This window comes from Thalassobacter sp. HA4-2 (assembly GCF_055693705.1).
This window is the reverse complement of record NZ_JBVFUK010000001.1, coordinates 12,852-30,768: the sequence shown is the minus strand read 5'-3', so window position 1 is coordinate 30,768 and position 17,917 is coordinate 12,852. Positions and strand designations below refer to the sequence as shown.

The 17,917-nt window shown below is 62.8% G+C and carries 14 protein-coding genes and 5 pseudogenes; 12 read left to right on the top strand and 7 right to left on the bottom strand.

Annotated features, from left to right (window positions below):
• Positions 1-8 precede the first annotated feature (8 nt).
• From holA to ACZ1G0_RS00130, 4 genes and pseudogenes are all read right to left on the bottom strand, one after another.
• Positions 9-1,021, bottom strand: a pseudogene (holA, locus tag ACZ1G0_RS00145) (DNA polymerase III subunit delta).
• Complete coding sequence (gene lptE / locus ACZ1G0_RS00140; protein WP_472735083.1) at positions 1,018-1,485, bottom strand: LPS assembly lipoprotein LptE; 468 nt, start codon at positions 1,483-1,485, stop codon at positions 1,018-1,020. The pseudogene holA and the gene lptE overlap by 4 nt, the downstream one beginning before the upstream one ends.
• Positions 1,472-4,002 (bottom strand): annotated as a pseudogene (gene leuS / locus ACZ1G0_RS00135) (leucine--tRNA ligase). The gene lptE and the pseudogene leuS overlap by 14 nt, the downstream one beginning before the upstream one ends.
• Positions 4,003-4,071: 69 nt before the next feature.
• Positions 4,072-4,564 (bottom strand): annotated as a pseudogene (locus ACZ1G0_RS00130) (DUF3576 domain-containing protein).
• A 265-nt stretch (positions 4,565-4,829) separates the two neighbouring features.
• Between ACZ1G0_RS00130 and ACZ1G0_RS00125 the strand changes: the two are divergent.
• Together ACZ1G0_RS00125 and ACZ1G0_RS00120 are read left to right on the top strand one after the other, a co-directional pair.
• Positions 4,830-5,723 (top strand): porin, encoded by an 894-nt coding sequence (locus ACZ1G0_RS00125; RefSeq protein ID WP_472735082.1) that lies wholly within the window; start codon positions 4,830-4,832, stop codon positions 5,721-5,723.
• Between the two features lie 83 nt (positions 5,724-5,806).
• Positions 5,807-6,454 carry a YggS family pyridoxal phosphate-dependent enzyme gene (locus ACZ1G0_RS00120; RefSeq protein ID WP_472735081.1) on the top strand — a complete coding sequence of 216 codons (648 nt, stop codon included), beginning with the start codon at positions 5,807-5,809 and terminating at the stop codon, positions 6,452-6,454.
• Between the two features lie 112 nt (positions 6,455-6,566).
• On the opposite strand, the gene ACZ1G0_RS00115 is transcribed toward ACZ1G0_RS00120, so the two are convergent.
• Both ACZ1G0_RS00115 and ribA read right to left on the bottom strand, forming a co-directional pair.
• Positions 6,567-7,028 (bottom strand): L,D-transpeptidase family protein, encoded by a 462-nt coding sequence (locus ACZ1G0_RS00115; RefSeq protein WP_472735080.1) that lies wholly within the window; start codon positions 7,026-7,028, stop codon positions 6,567-6,569.
• A gap of 41 nt (positions 7,029-7,069) precedes the next feature.
• Complete coding sequence (ribA, locus tag ACZ1G0_RS00110; protein WP_472735079.1) at positions 7,070-8,137, bottom strand: GTP cyclohydrolase II; 1,068 nt, start codon at positions 8,135-8,137, stop codon at positions 7,070-7,072.
• 146 nt (positions 8,138-8,283) lie between these two features.
• Here ribA and ACZ1G0_RS00105 point away from each other — a divergent pair, with 146 nt between their 5' ends.
• From ACZ1G0_RS00105 to ACZ1G0_RS00070, 8 genes and pseudogenes are all read left to right on the top strand, one after another.
• The gene (locus ACZ1G0_RS00105; RefSeq protein ID WP_472735078.1) at positions 8,284-8,970 is read left to right on the top strand and encodes a response regulator transcription factor; all 687 of its coding nucleotides are present in this window, start codon (positions 8,284-8,286) and stop codon (positions 8,968-8,970) included.
• Between the two features lie 288 nt (positions 8,971-9,258).
• On the top strand, positions 9,259-9,780 hold the full coding sequence (locus tag ACZ1G0_RS00100; RefSeq protein WP_472735077.1) for a hypothetical protein: 522 nt from the start codon (positions 9,259-9,261) through the stop codon (positions 9,778-9,780).
• Positions 9,781-9,831: 51 nt separating this feature from the next.
• Complete coding sequence (locus tag ACZ1G0_RS00095; RefSeq protein WP_472735076.1) at positions 9,832-10,482, top strand: DUF2461 domain-containing protein; 651 nt, start codon at positions 9,832-9,834, stop codon at positions 10,480-10,482.
• Positions 10,483-10,859: 377 nt separating this feature from the next.
• Positions 10,860-11,276 (top strand): hypothetical protein, encoded by a 417-nt coding sequence (locus tag ACZ1G0_RS00090; protein ID WP_472735075.1) that lies wholly within the window; start codon positions 10,860-10,862, stop codon positions 11,274-11,276.
• Between the two features lie 95 nt (positions 11,277-11,371).
• Positions 11,372-12,160: an exodeoxyribonuclease III gene (locus ACZ1G0_RS00085; RefSeq protein ID WP_472735074.1), complete on the top strand. Its 789-nt coding sequence runs from the start codon at positions 11,372-11,374 to the stop codon at positions 12,158-12,160.
• Between the two features lie 61 nt (positions 12,161-12,221).
• Entirely contained in the window at positions 12,222-13,139 is a 918-nt protein-coding gene (locus ACZ1G0_RS00080) for a tetratricopeptide repeat protein (protein ID WP_472735073.1), read from the top strand.
• 26 nt (positions 13,140-13,165) lie between these two features.
• On the top strand, positions 13,166-13,801 hold the full coding sequence (locus tag ACZ1G0_RS00075) for an LON peptidase substrate-binding domain-containing protein (protein ID WP_472735072.1): 636 nt from the start codon (positions 13,166-13,168) through the stop codon (positions 13,799-13,801).
• Positions 13,798-13,972: pseudogene (locus ACZ1G0_RS00070) on the top strand (Trm112 family protein). Before ACZ1G0_RS00075 ends, ACZ1G0_RS00070 begins: the two are co-directional and overlap by 4 nt.
• A 65-nt stretch (positions 13,973-14,037) precedes the next feature.
• On the opposite strand, the gene ACZ1G0_RS00065 reads toward ACZ1G0_RS00070, so the two are convergent.
• Positions 14,038-15,243, bottom strand: coding sequence for an FAD-dependent monooxygenase (locus ACZ1G0_RS00065; protein WP_472735071.1), 1,206 nt, complete (start codon positions 15,241-15,243; stop codon positions 14,038-14,040).
• Positions 15,244-15,326: 83 nt separating this feature from the next.
• Here ACZ1G0_RS00065 and ACZ1G0_RS00060 point away from each other — a divergent pair.
• Both ACZ1G0_RS00060 and ACZ1G0_RS00055 read left to right on the top strand, forming a co-directional pair.
• Positions 15,327-16,650, top strand: a pseudogene (locus ACZ1G0_RS00060) (amidase).
• An 81-nt stretch (positions 16,651-16,731) separates the two neighbouring features.
• Complete coding sequence (locus tag ACZ1G0_RS00055; protein WP_472735070.1) at positions 16,732-17,913, top strand: aminotransferase class I/II-fold pyridoxal phosphate-dependent enzyme; 1,182 nt, start codon at positions 16,732-16,734, stop codon at positions 17,911-17,913.
• The last annotated feature ends 4 nt before the right edge of the window (positions 17,914-17,917 follow it).

Here is a 17,917-nt window from a genome sequence, read left to right as displayed (position 1 = left end):
ACGGTTTCCTATCTGCTGGCGAGCATGGCGAGGCGGATCAGCGCGCGTTCCATCACCGCCATTTGCGGGGCCATGGAACTGCTGCGCAGGGTCAGGTCGGTGTCCATCAGCACGCCTACTGCTGTTTCCAGCCGGTCTCGGCCAATGCGGCTGGCCTGCCGGGCCATGCGATCGCGGCGGGGGCCGAACACCGGTGGGCGCATGCGCGACATGGCGTTACCAGGCCCTTGAGGGTCGCAAGCGGCGGCATAAAGCGTGCGGAAGTGCCGGGTCGCGTTGATGCACAGGGATACGGGCGTGGCGGTCATGCGGGCCATCAGGGGGCCGATGTCGCCCACGCGCCCCTCGGCAGCGGCGTGCAGGACCTCGTCAATCTCCGCTTCGATGGTGGCGGGGGCGCAGGCGGCGATGTCGGCAGGGGTCACGGGGCTGTCGTCGCCCAGTTTGTAGAGGCCCAGCTTTTCCACCGTTTGGCGAAAGTCGCCCGGATCCAGCGCGCGGGACAGGTTTTCCAGATCGCGCTGCGCCTCGCCGTCCACGCGGCCCACCCCCGCGTCCCGCAGGGCGGCCTCGATCTCTTCACGGCTGGGGGGTCGTCGTAGAGGCCAATGGCAAAAGCTTGTTTGTGACCCTCGAACGCCTTGCGCAGTTTCGATGTGGCGCGCAGGGATCCGGCGGTGACGACCAGCGTGGCGTCCCCCTTGGCCCAGTCGGCCAGCGCGGGCAGAATCGCGGGGGCCGTCGCCTCGGTCGCGTCCTCGACGAACACAACGCGCGGCCCGGGGAAGAAGCCTTGGGCCTTGAGCCCGTCCAGCACTTGGGTCGGGTCGCGACGCACATCGGCGGCGGGCAGGCGGGACAGGCGCATCTCGGCCTCTCCCTCCGGGCCCACCAGCGCCTTGATCACCTGCTGGCGACGCAGGGCCACGCGCATGGCGTCGCCGCCATAGATCAGGATGCCTGCCGCCCCCGGCTCCGGGTTGGCAAAGAATCGTGCGGCCTGCACCCCCGCCAGTTTCATTGCAGGGCGGGGTTCACGGACAGGCGGGTCACGATCTGGTCCGCAAGAATGACCATCAGCCGGGCGCGGGCGTCCCGTTCGGAGGTCAGGGTCGAGATGGTGGACCCGCTGGCAGAGTAGGATGTAAAGCCGTTCACGGTGTCTGACACCACGGGGGTGCCGCCCTTGGACACGGTATAGGCAATCTCGCCCGTGACGTTGAATCGCGTGATGTCGTTGGATCCGGTGATCGCAAGGCCGTCCTCGGCGGTGGTAATGGTGTAATCCAGCGTGTAGCGCGGGTTAGGCGCGCGGCCCAGCCGCCGTTCCATCTGCGCCACAAAGGCAAAGGCATCGCGGTCGTTTGGCTCTGCCACTTGGAGGTTGCCCCGTAGGGTACTGCCCCCCGGTCCGTAAACCGGGGTAAAGCCGCAGGCCGCCAGTGCCAAAGGGGCCAGCAGGAACGCTCTTCTAGATGACCACATTCACAATCCGCCCCGGTACAACGATCAGTTTTTTCGGGGTGCCGCCATCCAGCGCCCGTACGACAGCTTCGTCTGCCAGCACCAATTTTTCAACCTCTGCCTTGGGCAGGTCTTTGGCGACCTTCAACTCGGACCGGCGCTTGCCGTTGATTTGGATGGGCAGGGTGACGGTGTCGTCGACCAGCATCGCGGGGTCTGCTTTGGGCCAATCCGCGTTCACAACAAAACCCTCGCCGCCCAGCAGGTGCCAGATTTCCTCGGCCAAATGCGGGGTCATGGGCGACATCAACTGCGCCAGCGTCTTCATCGCCGCGCGCCGGGTGTCGGCGCCCGCATCGGATTTGTTCAGGGCGTTGGTAAAGGCATAAAGCTTGGCCACAGCGGCATTGAACGCGAACCCTTCGATCCCCTTGGTGACATCGTCGATGGCGCGGTGCATGGCGCGCAGCAGGTCTTTGTCCGCGTCATTGGCCGGGCGATCCGCACGGGCCACGTCATTGGCCAGACGCCAGACCCGGCCCAAGTGTTTGAACGCGGCCTCTGCCCCCGCTGCGGTCCATTCCACGTCCCGTTCGGGGGGCTGTCGGACAGCACGAACCACCGGGCGGTGTCGGCACCATATTGGTCGATGATCGCCATGGGATCGACCACGTTGCGTTTGGATTTCGACATCTTGGCCGAGGGGATGACCTCGACCACTTCGCCCGTGGCGATCACTTTGCCGTCTTCGACCTCTTCGGGCATGTGATAGACGGGGCGGCCATTGGCATCGCGGGTCTGATAGATCGCGTGGGTAACCATGCCCTGGGTGAACAGGGCGTTGAACGGCTCGCGCGCGGTGTCGGGCAGGTGGCCCGTGACATTCATGGCGCGGGCAAAAAACCGCGAATAGAGCAGGTGCAAAATCGCGTGTTCCACCCCGCCGATGTATTGGTCCACGTTCATCCAATAGTTGGCGTCATCGGTCGTGGGCGTCTCCGCGCGCGGGGCGGTGAACCGGGCGAAATACCACGAACTGTCCACAAAGGTGTCCATCGTGTCCGTTTCACGTCGCGCAGGCTTGCCGCAGGCCGGGCAAGGCGTATCGCGCCACGTGGGGTGGCGGTCCAGCGGGTTGCCGGGGATGTCGAAGGACACATCGTCGGGCAATTCGATGGGCAGGTTTTCCTTTTTCTCGGGCACCACGCCGCAATCGGCGCAATGCACCACCGGGATCGGACAGCCCCAATAGCGCTGGCGGCTGAGGCCCCAATCGCGCAGGCGGAATTGTTCCACGCCTTTGCCCCAGCCCGCCTTTTCGGCGAAATCAATCGTGACCTCGATGGCCTCGGCCCCGGTTGCTTCGTCCAGCCCGGCGAAATGATTGACCCATTTCACGCGTTCCGTCTTCGGCGGCACGAAGGCCTCGGTGTCGACCGGCGTGGGATCGTCCAGCGCAAAGAAGGTGTCGATCACCGGCAGGTCATACTTCCGGCAGAAGTCCAAGTCCCGCTGGTCATGGGCCGGACAGGCGAAAATCGCCCCGGTGCCATAATCCATCAGGATAAAATTCGCGATCCAGACGGGTAATTCCCAATCGGGGTTCAGGGGATGTTTGACCCGCAGCCCGGTGTCGAAACCCAGCTTGGGGGCTTTTTCGATCGCCTCTGCCGTGGTGCCACCCTTGGACGCTTCTGTGATGAAGGCTGCGACCTCTGGGTTGTCCTCGGCCATTTGTTTCGCAATCGGGTGACCCGGTGAAATGCCCACGAACGACGCGCCCATCAGGGTATCGGGCCGCGTGGTATAAACCTCGATGGGCTCGCCCCCGTCCACACGCTCAAACGCAAACTGCAGCCCGCGCGATTTGCCGATCCAGTTTTCCTGCATCAACCGCACTTTGTCGGGCCACTGGTTCAAGTCGCCCAAAGCCCCCAGCAGATCATCCGCCATCGACGAGATGTTGAAGAACCACTGCGTCAGCTCGCGCCGTTCGACCTCGGCCCCGGACCGCCAGCCCTTACCGTCCTCGACCTGCTCGTTGGCAAGCACCGTCATGTCCACCGGGTCCCAATTCACCACCGCGTTCTTGCGGTAGACCAGCCCGGCCTCTAGGAAATCCAGAAACAGCGATTGCTGCTGGCCGTAGTATTCGGGGTCGCAGGTGGCGAATTCCCGGGACCAGTCGATGGACAGGCCCAGCGGCTTCATCTGGCCGCGCATCACGTCGATGTTGGTATAGGTCCATTCCTTGGGGTGGCCGCCGGACGCCATCGCGGCATTCTCGGCAGGCATCCCAAAGGCGTCCCACCCCATAGGGTGCAACACCGAAAACCCGCACGACATCTTATACCGCGCGATCACGTCGCCCATGGTGTAGTTGCGCACGTGGCCGATGTGGATGCGGCCCGACGGATAGGGGAACATCTCCAGCACGTAATACTTGGGCCGGTCATCGCGCACGGCTTTGAACGTGTCGGCCTGATCCCAGGCGCGCTGCCATTTGGGTTCAACGGCGGAGGTGTCGTATTGTGTCATCTGCATATCCTAATCGAGCCGGGCGCGCAGGCACCCGGATGCACGCATACCGCGTGAGGTGTCAGGTTTCTATAGGTTGCTGTCGCGGATGCGCAGCTGGCGTGCCCGGGTCATGATCGCATCCTCGATCTGACGCTGGGTGTCGCGGGACACCGGGCCGGACCGGGTGCGCAGGGCAAGGTTCAGGCTGCGCGCATCCAAGGCGGGGTCTTGGACATAGACCGTGGCCTGATAGGCGGTGCGCCCGCCGGGGGCGGCCATAGCCGAACTGGATCACGCCGGAGAATGGATCTGCCGCCTCGATGGGCATGAAATCCAACACTTCGAGAGAGGCCTGCCAAAGGTACTTGTTCACCTCGACGGTGGTGTTGGGGTTATCGGCGTCGTCAAACAAGCTCCAGATCGTGTTGCCACGGTCCCGGGGGCGGAAGCGTTCGTCCACTTGTTGGTTTTGCGCCCGTTCAAGCCGCTCTTCCGCTGCGCGTTCGCCACCACCGCAGGCTGCAAGGGCCGGGATAAGCGCCAATGTCGTTACAGTTTTCAGCATGCGTGTATAAGGCATCGGCCATATCCCCACGGAAAGTCGCGTTTTCACTGTCCTACCGGACGCACCAATCCCGGGCAATGCCTAAGGTGTATTGGCAGAAGTTTGCCAGTTTCGCCCGGCACTTGCCCAGACTGTGACATGTCTGCACCACAAACCCCCGAGTTGTTGGAACAGCGATGGGGCATGCTTGCGTATTTGGGGGGAAAGGGCGAATACGCTTCCCATACTCAATGCGGAATTCCCTGTGTTGGGGCGTAATTCAAACTTCCGAGGGAAAACTATGAAAAAAGTTCTTCTGACTTCGACCGCTCTGGTCGCATTCGCAGGCGCAGCAGCTGCTGACGTCGCAATCACCGGCTCCGCCGAAATGGGTATCACTGGTGGTTCCAACGTAGACGTCGAATTCTTCCAAGACGTTGACGTGACATTCACCATGTCCGGCGAAACCGACGGTGGCCTGACATTCGGCGCAGCCGTTGATCTGGACGAAGCTGGCGGCCTGGGCGTCGAAGACTCCAACCTGTCTGGCGTTGCGATCTTCATCTCCGGCGGCTTCGGCACACTGACCATGGGTGACACAGATGGCGCTATGGACTGGGCCCTGACCGAAGGCGGCAACGTCGGCAACCCAGGTTCGATCGCTGACGAAGAGACGTCCCACGCTGGTTACCTCGGTGGGTACCTGGACGGTGCAGGCGACAACCAAGTCCTGCGTTATGACTACTCCTTCGGCGACTACGCTGTTGCGATCTCCGTCGAGCAAGACGACGCGCCAAACGACGCACGTGGCCTGGTTAACGCTGGCAACGGCGACACCGGCATGGCGATTGGTTTCAAAGGCTCCGTGGCTGGTTTTGCTTTCGGCATCGGCCACCAAGAAGCAGCTGGCTCTGACGCAAGCATGACCGGTCTGTCCCTGGGTTACTCCGCAGGTGCATTCTCCGCAGGCGTTATGTACGCTGAAGGTGAAGACGCCCTCGGTGCAGATACCGACCTGACACAGATCGGCGTTGGCTACTCTGCAAACGGCCTGTCCCTGCACGCAAACTGGGGTGACAACAACGGCACCGATGGCTTCGGTGTTGCAGCAGCATACGACCTGGGCGGCGGCGCTTCCGTCAAGCTGGGCGCAAACGACGACAACTGGTCGCTCGGTGTTGCAATGTCCTTCTAATCCTAACGGATTGGTATGACGGAGAGAGCGGGCCTTGTGCCCGCTCTTTTCTTTTGGGACACCTGTGCGAAACAGGAGCTGACATGTCCCTATCTGATATCCAGACCCGCATCGCGCAGGCCGAGGCCACAGCAGATCGCGCAGGCCAAACCACCCTGATTGCCGTATCCAAACGCCAGCCCAACGACCGGGTCGCCGCCGTGTTGGACCAAGGCCACCGGGTCTTTGGTGAAAACACGGTGCAAGAGGCGCAGGGCAAGTGGCCCGCGTGGCAACAGGCCTATTCGGGCATCGAGCTGCACTTGCTGGGACCGCTGCAATCCAACAAGGTCCGCCCGGCGGTAGAGCTGTTCGACGTGATTCATTCCGTGGACCGGGTCAAAATCGCCAAGCGCATCGCCGAGATAGGGGCCGGGGTTGGCCGTACCCCGGCAGTGTTCCTGCAAGTGAACACCGGGGCCGAGGATCAAAAGGCCGGTGTCCTGCCCGCAGAGGTCGATGATTTTGTCGCGCAGGTGCGGGGCTTTGGCTTGAACGTGCTGGGCCTGATGTGCATCCCGCCTGTAGATGAACACCCGTCCCTGCACTTTGCCCTGCTGGCCAAACTGGCCGCGCGTAATGGGTTGGCTGGGCTGTCCATGGGGATGAGTTCGGATTTCGAACATGCGATTGCCCTTGGCGCGACACACATCCGCGTGGGGTCCGCCATTTTCGGGGATCGCGCCACCTGATCAGGGCGGCGGGATAAATCCCGCCCTACGGTAGGGTGGGACTTGTCCCACCGCCTGTTTGGGAAAACAGGACCTTAGGGGGGCCAGCCACCCAGACCCCCCGAGGGTATTTTTAGCCCAAAGAAGCCGGGACGATCAGTCTTGTCTGGTGACGAATGCGCTTGGCGATCCAGCGCAGGGCGCGGGGGTCCAGACCGATGCAGCCTTCGGTCGGGTGGCCCGGCTTGCGCCAGCGGTGGATGAAGATGGCCGATCCGGCCTCGCGTTCCGCAAAGGGCCAGTTCCAGTTCGTCAGGATCACCAGATCATACAGGGGGTCGGCGCGCATCAGGCGTTCAGCGCTGTGGGGGTAGGGGGCGCGGACCATCAAGTTGTAATCCTCGTCCCCCGGGTCGTCGGACCACAGGTCGCCTGGGCGGATGGGCACCGCCCAGGCGGCGGGTTTGGCCATACGGTCGGGTCGGTAAAGCATACCTACCAGCCCGTGGCGGCCCGCAGGTGTGGCGCCGTCGCCCTCGCGCTTGGTGGTTGAGATGCCGCCGCGCCCGATGGTGCAGGGGAAGGTGTGGCCCATGAAGCGGAGGCCCTTGGGGGTAAGCACAAGGTCAATGGATTTCACAACAGGTGCCCCGATTTGGCGGCCTTGGTGGCCAGGTAAGCGGAGTTCTCGGGTGATTGGCCCACCTGTAAAGACACGCGCTCCGTGACCTTTATCCCTTGGGCCTGCAACATGGCGACCTTGGCGGGGTTGTTGGTCAGCAGGCGCACCCGGGCAATCCCCAAATCGCGCAGCAGGGCGGCTCCGATGCGAAAATCGCGTTCGTCATCCTCAAAACCCAGTCTGTGGTTGGCATCAACGGTATCGAACCCTTGGTCTTGCAGGGCATAGGCGCGCATCTTGTTGGCAAGGCCAATGCCGCGCCCCTCTTGATTCAGATACAGCAGGACCCCGCCGCCCGCCATCCTGTCCAAGGCCGCGTGCAATTGAGGGCCGCAGTCGCATTTCAGGCTACCCAGCACATCGCCGGTAAAGCAGGCCGAGTGCAGGCGCACCAGCACGGGCTGGCTGCGGTCGGGGGTGGCGAGTTCGAAGGCATAATGCTCCTCTGCCCCGTCGCTTGGGCGAAAGATGTGCAGGCGACCCGGGGCCTGAACCACGGGCACGCGGGCGGCGACGATGCGGGACATGACCGCCTGCTGGCTGAGGGCGGCGGTAACAGCATCTAGGTTCAGCACGTTGATGTCGGCGGGGACAGGAGTGGGGGCGGTGACACCCACCACAGCCGGCAGAAGGTGTGCCGCCTTGGCCAGTGCCACGCCCGCCCGTGCAGGCCCCGGATCCCCATCGCGGGTGGACCGCAGGGGCCCCTTCATGGGCACCGCCAGATCGTCGCGCGGGTCGGCCACGGCGCGCAGCCAGCGCAGGTCTGCATCCTCGGGCAGGGCCACCTGCGCAATATCCCCATGGTAGGCGGCGGTTTTCAGGGTCCGCGCGCGCCAGTCCGTCAGGCCCACCCACACGGGACCAAGGGCGCGCAAGGCGGACAGGCGGTCGGCGCTGATCGCCTCGGCGCTGGCCACGAGTACGTCCCCATCGTCTGCGCGCAGGGCCACGGGCAGGCCAAGGGCCAGATCCGTGCGGGCGCGTGCGATACGGTCAGACAGGGTCAGGGACAAATCCATGGCTGTTCCTGTAACAAATGCCCCGCCCTTGCAACAACCGCACGACGGAATTGAAACAATTGAGCCCGGATGTGCACGCCCCCGTGAGGTGGGTTGCAGCACGTGCCTCGAGCCGCGATGTTGGTTGTAACAAATGGAGAGACACCATGGCCAACCTGAAGAAAATCCTGCTTGTGGACGATGACGAAGACCTGCGTGACGCGCTGGCCGAGCAGCTGATGCTGACCGAAGAGTTCGACGTCTACGAGGCCGAAAACGGCGTGACCGGCATGGCCCGGGCCAAGGAACAGATCTACGATCTGGTCGTTCTGGACGTTGGCCTGCCCGACACTGATGGGCGCGAACTTTGCCGTTTGATGCGCAAACAGGGCGTAAAATGCCCGATCCTGATGCTGACCGGCCACGACACGGACGCGGACACAATCCTAGGGCTGGATGCGGGTGCCAATGATTATATCACCAAGCCGTTCAAGTTTCCGGTTCTTTTGGCTCGTATTCGCGCCCAGCTGCGCACCCATGAACAATCCGAGGACGCGATTTTCCAACTTGGGCCTTACACCTTCAAGCCCGCGATGAAGATGCTGATCACCGAGGACGACAAGAAAATCCGCCTGACGGAAAAGGAAACCAATATCCTGAAATTCCTGTACCGCGCGGGCGACAGCACTGTTGCGCGCGATGTCCTTCTACACGAGGTCTGGGGCTACAACGCCGGTGTCACCACACACACGCTGGAAACCCACATCTACCGCCTGCGCCAGAAGATCGAGGCAGAGCCAGGCCAAGCGCGTCTTTTGGTCACCGAATCCGGTGGATACCGCCTGATGAGCTAAGTTTGTCGCACCCTTGTCATGGTTAAAATTGATTTAGGTCAAATTTTTGTCCGTATTTTCTGGGTATAAACGATCGACCAGTGGCGTTTCCTGGCTCTGAAACGCACCTCCCTGTTGGACTTGCCCGGGCCCCAATCAAGCGATTGTGCCCGGGTTTTTTTGTCCGCGCCGCTGCAATCCCCTCATGTCTCGGCCACTGTCCGTTGGGTAGGAACAATACATCTTTTTTATGGTCACGATTTGCCCAAAGTTAGGGGCATACCCTCCTCACAAAGCGGAGATGGTTAGATGTTCAAGCAGTTTGTAGATGCACAAGACGGGGCCGTGACCGTGGATTGGGTCGTTCTGACGGCGGCCACGACGGGCATGGGCCTGGCGGCGGTGGGCACCGTTTCAACAGGCCTTGAAAACATGGCCAAAGACATCAGCGCAGAGCTTTCGGGTCAAACCATCCAGAACGGGTTTCCGACGGCATTCAAATTCTCGGGCTATCTGTGGCGGGCCGAGAAGGATTGGGACGCACGCCTTAACGAGATGATGGCCAAGTACGGCAACGCGAAAGAGTACCCTAACGCCGAACTTCTTAAGATTCTGGAAGGCAAGCTGTCACGGGGTGAAACGGCTTGGGCCAATAATGATATCTGGACGACCGCAGGCGAGATTGATCAGGCCGGACGCATGTTGGAGGTCGCACAGGATCGTGGGCTGGACGTGTCTGCAAAGATCGACTGGTACAACAAAGTCTATGAACAGGCTGTTTTGGACATGAATGCCCACTGCAAAAACAAACCCGAGCAGTGCAAAATCTGACGCTGACGTCTACCTTAAGATGCGCTATCGTCGCCCAAGATTGGGGGCAGCATGTCAGACGGTTTCAACGCATTGGTGGGGCGGGCGCAGGGGTTCTTTACGGACTTGAAGGCGAACAACAACCGCGAGTGGTTCACTGAACGCAAGGCGTTCTACAATGACGAGATCCGTGCTCCGGGCATCCTGTTTTCCGAGATCATGGCCGAAGAGATCAGCCGCATCACCGGGGTGGGCGTGACGCCCAAAGTCTATCGCCTGTACCGCGATGTGCGTTTTGCCAAGGACAAGTCGCCCTATAACCCATGGCTGCACATGATCTGGTCTGACGCCGCCGCCGACGAGGCGCGGCCTTGGTATTTCTTTGGCATTGACCATGACGCGGTCTATCTGGCCGCTGGCGTGCTGGGTCTGCAAAAAGAGGCGCTGACCCGCTACCGCCACTTCATCGACCGCCACGGGGATGACATCATGGATGTGATCGCAGCTACCGGCGGCCAGATCGTTGATCACGGGCCGGAGCCATTGAAACGCGTGCCCAAACCCTATGACGCTGACCACCCGCACGCCGACCTACTGCGCCGCAAGGGATTGATCGTACAACGCGACGTGCGCGCCGATCACCCGGACGGGTTGGTCAAGGCCACGGTGGATGAGGTCAAACGCCTTGCCCCGTTCCGGGCCATGCTGGGCGAACACCTATAATCGACCCAAACTTGCCCTAAGGTCACCACGATTCGCATCTATCCTGTTAACCATGATGCTGAACCGTTTTGAACTGAACCGCCTGACGCGCGCCCTACGCTCCCCTTCTTTCCATGTGGGAAGGGACTCAGCCCAATTGCTGGGATGCCTTGCAGGGTTCGGAATGGGCGTTTTTGTGATCGCCTCTGCCCCGGACTACGACCTACCGCAGGTAGCGGATGTCGCCTTTACCTCGGCGCCCACCGATACCGCCCCCTTCGTCGCCCCCCGGTCGAGACGTTTGAGTTCGGCGCTTCCGGCTGGTCCGGTGCGGCGGCCACGACAATGTCGGGCTTTGGCGATGTGCTGGGGCCCATCGGCCCCTCGGGGGGTTCGAGGTGGTCAGCAAGACCTTTGAGCTTGGCAACGGCGTGGCTGGGATCGAAGTAACCCTCGACCTGTACGGCATCGACGGGCTGGATGCGGACCGGGCCGAGGGGCCGGTGATCTACATCGACGGTCAACAGGTCGCCCAAGGACGCACCACACGTCCCGGACGCATGGTGTGGGATCGGTCCGGGCTGGATGGGGTTCAGGTCTTTGCCACTGTCACTGACACAGGCGATCTAGGTCACGCGGGCCAACGGTCTGCCCGCCACCCGGACACCCGTACCAAAGTGACCATTCGTGTCACAAACCCCGGCGCGCGGGTCACTCTGGGCTTTGGGTCCACCGCCGATGGCGCCACCTTTGAAGAGGCGATTGCCATCGACAATGTCGCCCTGACGGTGCTGGACGCTGACGACCTGTCCTAGCGCGCCGCGCATCACCCTTTTCCCGGGCCGAATTTGTCTGTACGCGGGGTGTACAGGGGGTGTACGCGGGGTGCACAGCCAATTCGGAGGGGAAAATGGCCTTTACACTTGCCACTTGGAATATCAATTCGGTCCGCCTGCGTGAAGGTCTGGTCGCTCGTTTGATGACGGAAGAGGCGCCGGACGTGCTGTGCCTTCAGGAATGTAAATCCCCTGTCGACAAGATCCCGATGGAGCAGTTCCAAGCCCTTGGATATAAATACTTCGTTGCCCGTGGGCAGAAGGGGTACAATGGTGTGGCCATCCTGTCAAAACTGCCGATCGAGGAGGCGGGCGCCGAGGACTTCGCCACCCTCGGCCACGCCCGCCACATCGCCGGACGGTTGGAAAACGGGGTGACGGTGCATAATTTCTACGTGCCTGCGGGGGGCGACAAACCCGACCGCGAGGTGAACGAGAAATTTAGCCAGAAGCTTGATTACCTGACAGAAATGCGGGATTTCTTCCATGCAAACGGGGCCGAAAAGTCGATCCTTGTAGGGGATCTGAACATCGCCCCCCGCGAAGACGACGTGTGGGATCATAAGAAACTGTTAAAGGTCGTCAGCCATACTCCGGTCGAGGTCGAGGCGCTGGCGCAGGTTCAGGATGCGGCCGCTTGGGTCGATGTCACCCGCGCCGATATCCCCGATGGGCGGCTGTATTCGTGGTGGTCCTATCGCAGCCCCGATTGGGACGCCGCCGACAAGGGACGGCGTCTGGATCACGTCTGGGCTACCCCGGATATTGCCAGCGCCGCCCATGGGTCCCGCGTGCTGCGCCACGTGCGCGGCTACGACCAGCCCTCTGACCACGCGCCCGTGTTTGCCACATTTGATCTGTAGGCCCCCTTGTAAAACAAGGGTTTAGGCGCACATAAAGACCCAACAGAATACGGAGTTTTCGATGCTGGAATTTGGCCAAGGCACCCCCGCCCCCGCTGGTGATTTAATCAAAGATGTCAGTGAGATGACGTTCATGCAGGACGTGGTCGAGGCGTCGATGACCGTGCCTGTGATCGTCGATTTCTGGGCCCCATGGTGCGGCCCATGCAAGACGCTTGGCCCCGCCCTTGAGGCAGAGGTAACCGCCGCTGGTGGTGCTGTGAAGATGGCCAAGGTGGACGTGGATCAAAACCAGCAGATCGCGGCGCAACTGCGGGTGCAATCCATTCCTACGGTCTATGCCTTTTGGCAGGGCCAACCGATTGACGCCTTTCAGGGCGCGTTGCCGGGATCGGAGATCAAGGCCTTTGTTCAAAAGGTTATCGCCGCTGCAGGGGTCGAGGCCGAGGGCGATGGGCTGGCGGAGGCTATCGCCGCCGCCGAGGAAATGCTGGCCGAAGGAGCCGCCGTGGACGCAGCCCAAACCTTTGCTGCGGTCCTTGCCGAAGATCCCGAAAGCGGCCCGGCCTATGGTGGTATGGTCCGGGCCCATCTGGCGCTGGACGATCTGGACCGCGCCCAGCAACTGATTGAAAGCGCGCCCGAAAATCTGGCCGCGACGCCCGAAGTGGCCGAGGCTGCCGCACAGGTCGCCCTCGCCAAACAGGCCCAGAACGCAGGCCCCGTGGCGGAGCTGACGGCGGTGGTCGAGGCGAACCCAGACGACCATCAGGCCCGCTTGGACCTTGCCACCGCCCTGCACGCCAACGGCGAGACTGAGGCCGCCGTGGATCACTTGCTGGACCTGTTCCGCCGGGACCGCGAATGGAATGACGGGGCCGCAAAGGCGCAGTTGTTTACCATTTTCGACGCCCTGAAACCTCAGGATCCGATTGTCTTGAACGGGCGGCGGAAACTGTCATCCTTGATCTTTGCCTAAGGCGCCTGCGCCCTAAGTGACTTGGTATGATCAGACAAAGCGACCTTCCAACGACCATCCCCGTCTTCCCGCTGCCCGGGGCGCTGATGCTGCCCCGCGCGCGCCTGCCCCTGCACATCTTCGAGCCGCGCTACCTGCAGATGCTCGACGATTGCATGAAGACTTCGACCCGGTTGATCGGGATGGTCCAGCCCAATGACGGCAAGGGGGATCGGACCCTGCACACCATCGGCTGTGCCGGTCGTCTGACCCAGTTTTCCGAAACGGAAGACGGACGGTACATGGTGACGTTGGCCGGTGTGTCACGTTTCCGGGTGCAGCGCGAAGTCTCTGGTTTTACGCCGTATTTGAAGGCTGACGTCAGTTGGGACGGGTTCGAGCGGGACCTTGGCAAGCCCGAGACGGACCCGGGTTTCAACCGTCCGGCGTTCCTAAAATCCCTTGGCAAGTACTTCGAGGCGCAGGGACTTTCTACGGATTGGGAGTCCTTGACGGAGGCAGAGGACGAGTTGCTGATCAACTCACTGTCGATGCTGTGCCCGTTCGAGCCGGAAGAGCGGCAGGCCTTGCTGGAAGCTCCGTCTCTGGAAACCCGGCGCGAGACCTTGGTAACTCTGATTGAGTTCGCCCTGCATGGCGGTCAGGACGATTTGCTGCAATGACGGACGAGATCGACCGTCGCATGTTAGAGGCGTTGGTGTGCCCCGAAACCCGCGCGCCTTTGCACTATGATGCCAACGCGCAAGAGTTGATCTCGCGCGCGGCCCATCTGGCCTTCCCGATCCGGGGGGATCCCGGTCATGTTGGTGGACGAGGCGCGCAAGATCGACTGATGGTTAGGGGCGCTGCCCCCGGTGCTGCGCACCTCCCCCGAGGGTATTTCAGGAACAATGAGTGGTTAAAGCGGCCGCCCTGTCATCAAGCGCGGCAATTCGCCAGACAGGCCAGCCGCGTTGCGCATGAAGCCGCGTCGCAGGGCCGGCACCGATTGAACCGCCCCCATGCCAATATCGCGGACGGCGCGAAGGACCGGATTGTCGTTTGAGAACAGCTTGTTGATCAGGTCCGTGCCCACGGCCAGGGTCATCGTGTCGAACCGTCGCCATTCGGCGTAGCGGGACAGGGGGCCGGGGGCGCCTATATCCTCGCCCCGGCGTGCGGCCTCGGTCAGGACTTGGGTCAGTGCGCCGATATCGCGATAGCCAAGGTTCAGGCCCTGCCCTGCGATGGGGTGCACCCCATGGGCGGCATCCCCCACCAGCGCCATGCGATCGGCGGTGAAGGCATTGGCGAGTGTAAGGTTCAGGGGGTAGGTAAAGCGATCCCCGGCCAGTTTGATCTCGCCCAGAAAGCTGCCGAACCGGGGGCGCAGGATGTCGAGGTACTCCGCCTCGGGCAGGGCATTGATCTGGGCGGCACGGGCGGTTTCCTCTGACCACACGATGGAGGACCGGTTGCCGCGCAGGGGCAGGATCGCCAGTGGGCCTGCGGGCATGAAGAACTGGTGCGCCACGCCGTTGTGCGGGTGTTCGTGTTCGATGGCGCAGACCAGCGCGGTTTGGCCGTAATCCCAGCCTGTGCGCTTGATCCCCGCCCGCTCCGCCGTACCCGAGCGCCGCCCGTCACAGCCGATCAGCAGGCGGTGAGAATGGGTGATTCCGTCGGCAAAGGTCACCTGACCGGGGGATTGGGCGGTGACGCACGTGGCGTAGCGGGTCTCTATCTGCGGATGGTCTTCGATCGCACGCAAAAGGGCGGCGCGCAGAATGCGATCTTCGGCCATGTAGCCCATGGGGCCTTCCTCGATCTCCGTATGGTCGAAATGCAGGAAGTAGGGCGCGGGCCCTTCGCCCGGGCGGCCATCGGTGGCCTTGATGTCCAGCATCGGTTGACAGCGGTCCTTGATGTCATCCCACAGGCCAAGGGCCGACAATAGCCGGGTCGAGGCCAGCGCCAGCGCGTAGGACCGCCCGTCAAACCCGTCGTCAAAGGTCGCACGCGGTTGTGCATCGACCACGGTGACGGTGAACCCGGATTGGGCAAGGGCGAGGGCAAGGGTGGGGCCGTTCAGGCCGCCCCCGACGATAAGGATATCACTGTTCATACTGTGGAATATGGGCTGCGTGAAAGCGATTGTCCAAGGCAGGTGCGGCGGTTAGCGTGGACTGCGACGATTTGGAGGGTCCGATGCAAGACTGGCTATGGATGAGTGCGGCGGATTTGGGCCGTGGGATCGGGCGCGGGGACATCGACGCGGAGGCGCTGTGCGACACCTATCTAGCCGCGATTGCCGCCCACCCGGACACCGCGCGCATCTACGCCCGCACCACAGAGGCCCGCGCCCGGGCCGAGGCTGCAGCAGCCGCGCGGCGGGCCAAGCTGGGCCTGCGCGCGGGGCCATTGGACGGTGTACCGGTCAGTTGGAAAGACCTGTTCGACACGGCGGGCGTGGCGACCGAGGCTGGGTCGGCCTTGCTTGCGGCCCGAACGCCCGACACGGATGCCGAGGTCCTGCGCAACGCCACCCACGCGGGCCTCGTCTGTTTGGGCAAGACGCATATGTCGGAACTGGCGTTCTCGGGCCTTGGCCTGAACCCCGTCACGGCCACGCCCCCGGGCGCCATGATCCGGGGGCGGTGCCCGGGGGTCAAGCTCTGGCGCTGCGGCATCGGTGGCCCATGGGTTGGCGGCCAGTGCGGTCGGGTCGGACACCGGCGGCTCCGTCCGTATCCCTTCTGCATGGAACGATCTGGTGGGGCTAAAGACCACCGAAGGGCGCGTGTCTGCCAAGGGTACCGTCCCGCTGGTGGCCAGTTTTGACACCGTTGGCCCCTTGGCCCGGACGGTCGGGGATTGCGCCCTGATGCTGGCCGCGTTGGAGGGGACGACCGCCCCGGATCTGCGCGGGGCCAGTGTGCGCGGCACGCGTCTGTTCGTGCTGGAAACCTACACCGAAGACAGCCGCGACGCCCCACGCGCGGCCTTCAACGATGCGGTGGACCGGTTGGCGGACGCAGGCGCGATCATCACCCGCGGCGCCCTGCCGATGGTAGAGCGCGCGATGGACCTGTCCGCCGTGCTGTTCACACCGGAGGCTTACGGGACATGGGCCGACACGATCGAGGCCGCGCCGGACAAGATGTTTGACCGTATCCTGGACCGCTTCCGCTCCGGCGCGGATTTCACCGCGCCGCAGGTTATGGCGGCGTGGCGCACCCTGCACACCGCAAGGGCCGAGTATGCGCAGGCCACGGCGGGCTATGACGCGGTGATCCTGCCCACGGCCCCGATCCTACCCCCAGACCGCGAGCGGCTAATGACCGACCCGGATTACTACGTCACGGAAAACCTGCTGTCCCTGCGCAACACGCGGGTGGGCAATCTGATGGGTCTGTGCGGGTTGTCCCTGCCAACACGCACAGCGTGTTGCGGGATGATGGTTCTGGCCGCGCCCATGGCAGAGGCGCGTCTTTTGCGCCTCGGGTCCGCGATAGAACCCATCGTTAACTGACTTTTTCTGGACCCGAGCGTCTTTGGCGGCTACTCTGTCCCAAACGGGGCCGTCAGAGCACCCGCGAGCAGAGGCAAGAGTATGGATTTTCCCAAGCGGTTTTCACAACTGCCGGAATACGCGTGGCCGCGGCTGCGCGCGTTACTGGACCATTTGGAACCGGGCCATAGTGCACCGATCCAGATGACCATTGGCGATCCGCGCCATGCGCCCCCTGCCTTTGTGTCTGACGTCGTCGCAGAACATGCGGCGCGCTTTGCCAATTATCCCACGAACGAAGGGGTGCCAGAGTTGTTGCAGGCCATCACGGGCTGGATTAAACGGCGCTACGCCGTGGGCGTCGATACCAACCAGATCATCGCCCTGAACGGCACGCGCGAGGGGTTGTACAACGCCTGCATGGCCCTGTGCCCGGAAACCAAGAACGGGGCGCAGCCGGTGGTTCTGACGCCTAACCCCTTCTATCAGGTCTATGCGGTGGCGGCGCTTAGCGTAGACGCCAAGCCTGTCTACGTGAATGCCACGGCGGATACGGGGCACCTGCCGGACTACGCGGGCCTGCCCGGCGACATCCTCGACCAGACGGCCATCGCTTACATCTGTTCGCCCGCTAACCCGCAAGGGGCGGTGGCCAGCATGGGCTACTGGAAAGACCTGTTGGCCTTGGCGGAAAAGCACGATTTCCGCATCCTTGCAGATGAGTGTTACTCCGAGGTCTACCGCGACACCCCGCCCCCCGGCATATTGCAAGCGGTGGCAGAGGTGGGGGCAGACCCGGAACGGGTTGTGGCGTTTCATTCCCTGTCAAAACGGTCAAACCTTGCGGGGTTGCGGTCTGGCTTTGCCGCGGGCGGGGCGCACAGCATCGCGCGGCTGCGGCAGTTGCGGGCGTACTCCGGTGCGCCTTTGCCAACCCCGCTGCAAATGGCGGCGGCAGCGGCATGGAACGACGAGGCCCATGTGGCCGATAGCCGGTCCCTGTACCAGCAAAAGTTTGATTTAGCAGAGGAAATCCTTGGCAACATCCCCGGCGTGCACATCCCTGAGGGCGGCTTTTTCCTGTGGTTGCCCGTGGATGACGACGAGGCGGCGACGGTGAAGCTGTGGACACAGGCGGGGGTCAAGGTCTTGCCCGGCAGCTACCTCGCCCGCGACACCGAAACCGGCAATCCCGGAAAACAATTTATCCGCGTGGCCCTTGTGGCCCCCATTGATGAAACCCGCGACGGCCTGACCCGCCTGCGCGCGTGTTTGTACGAGTGAGCAG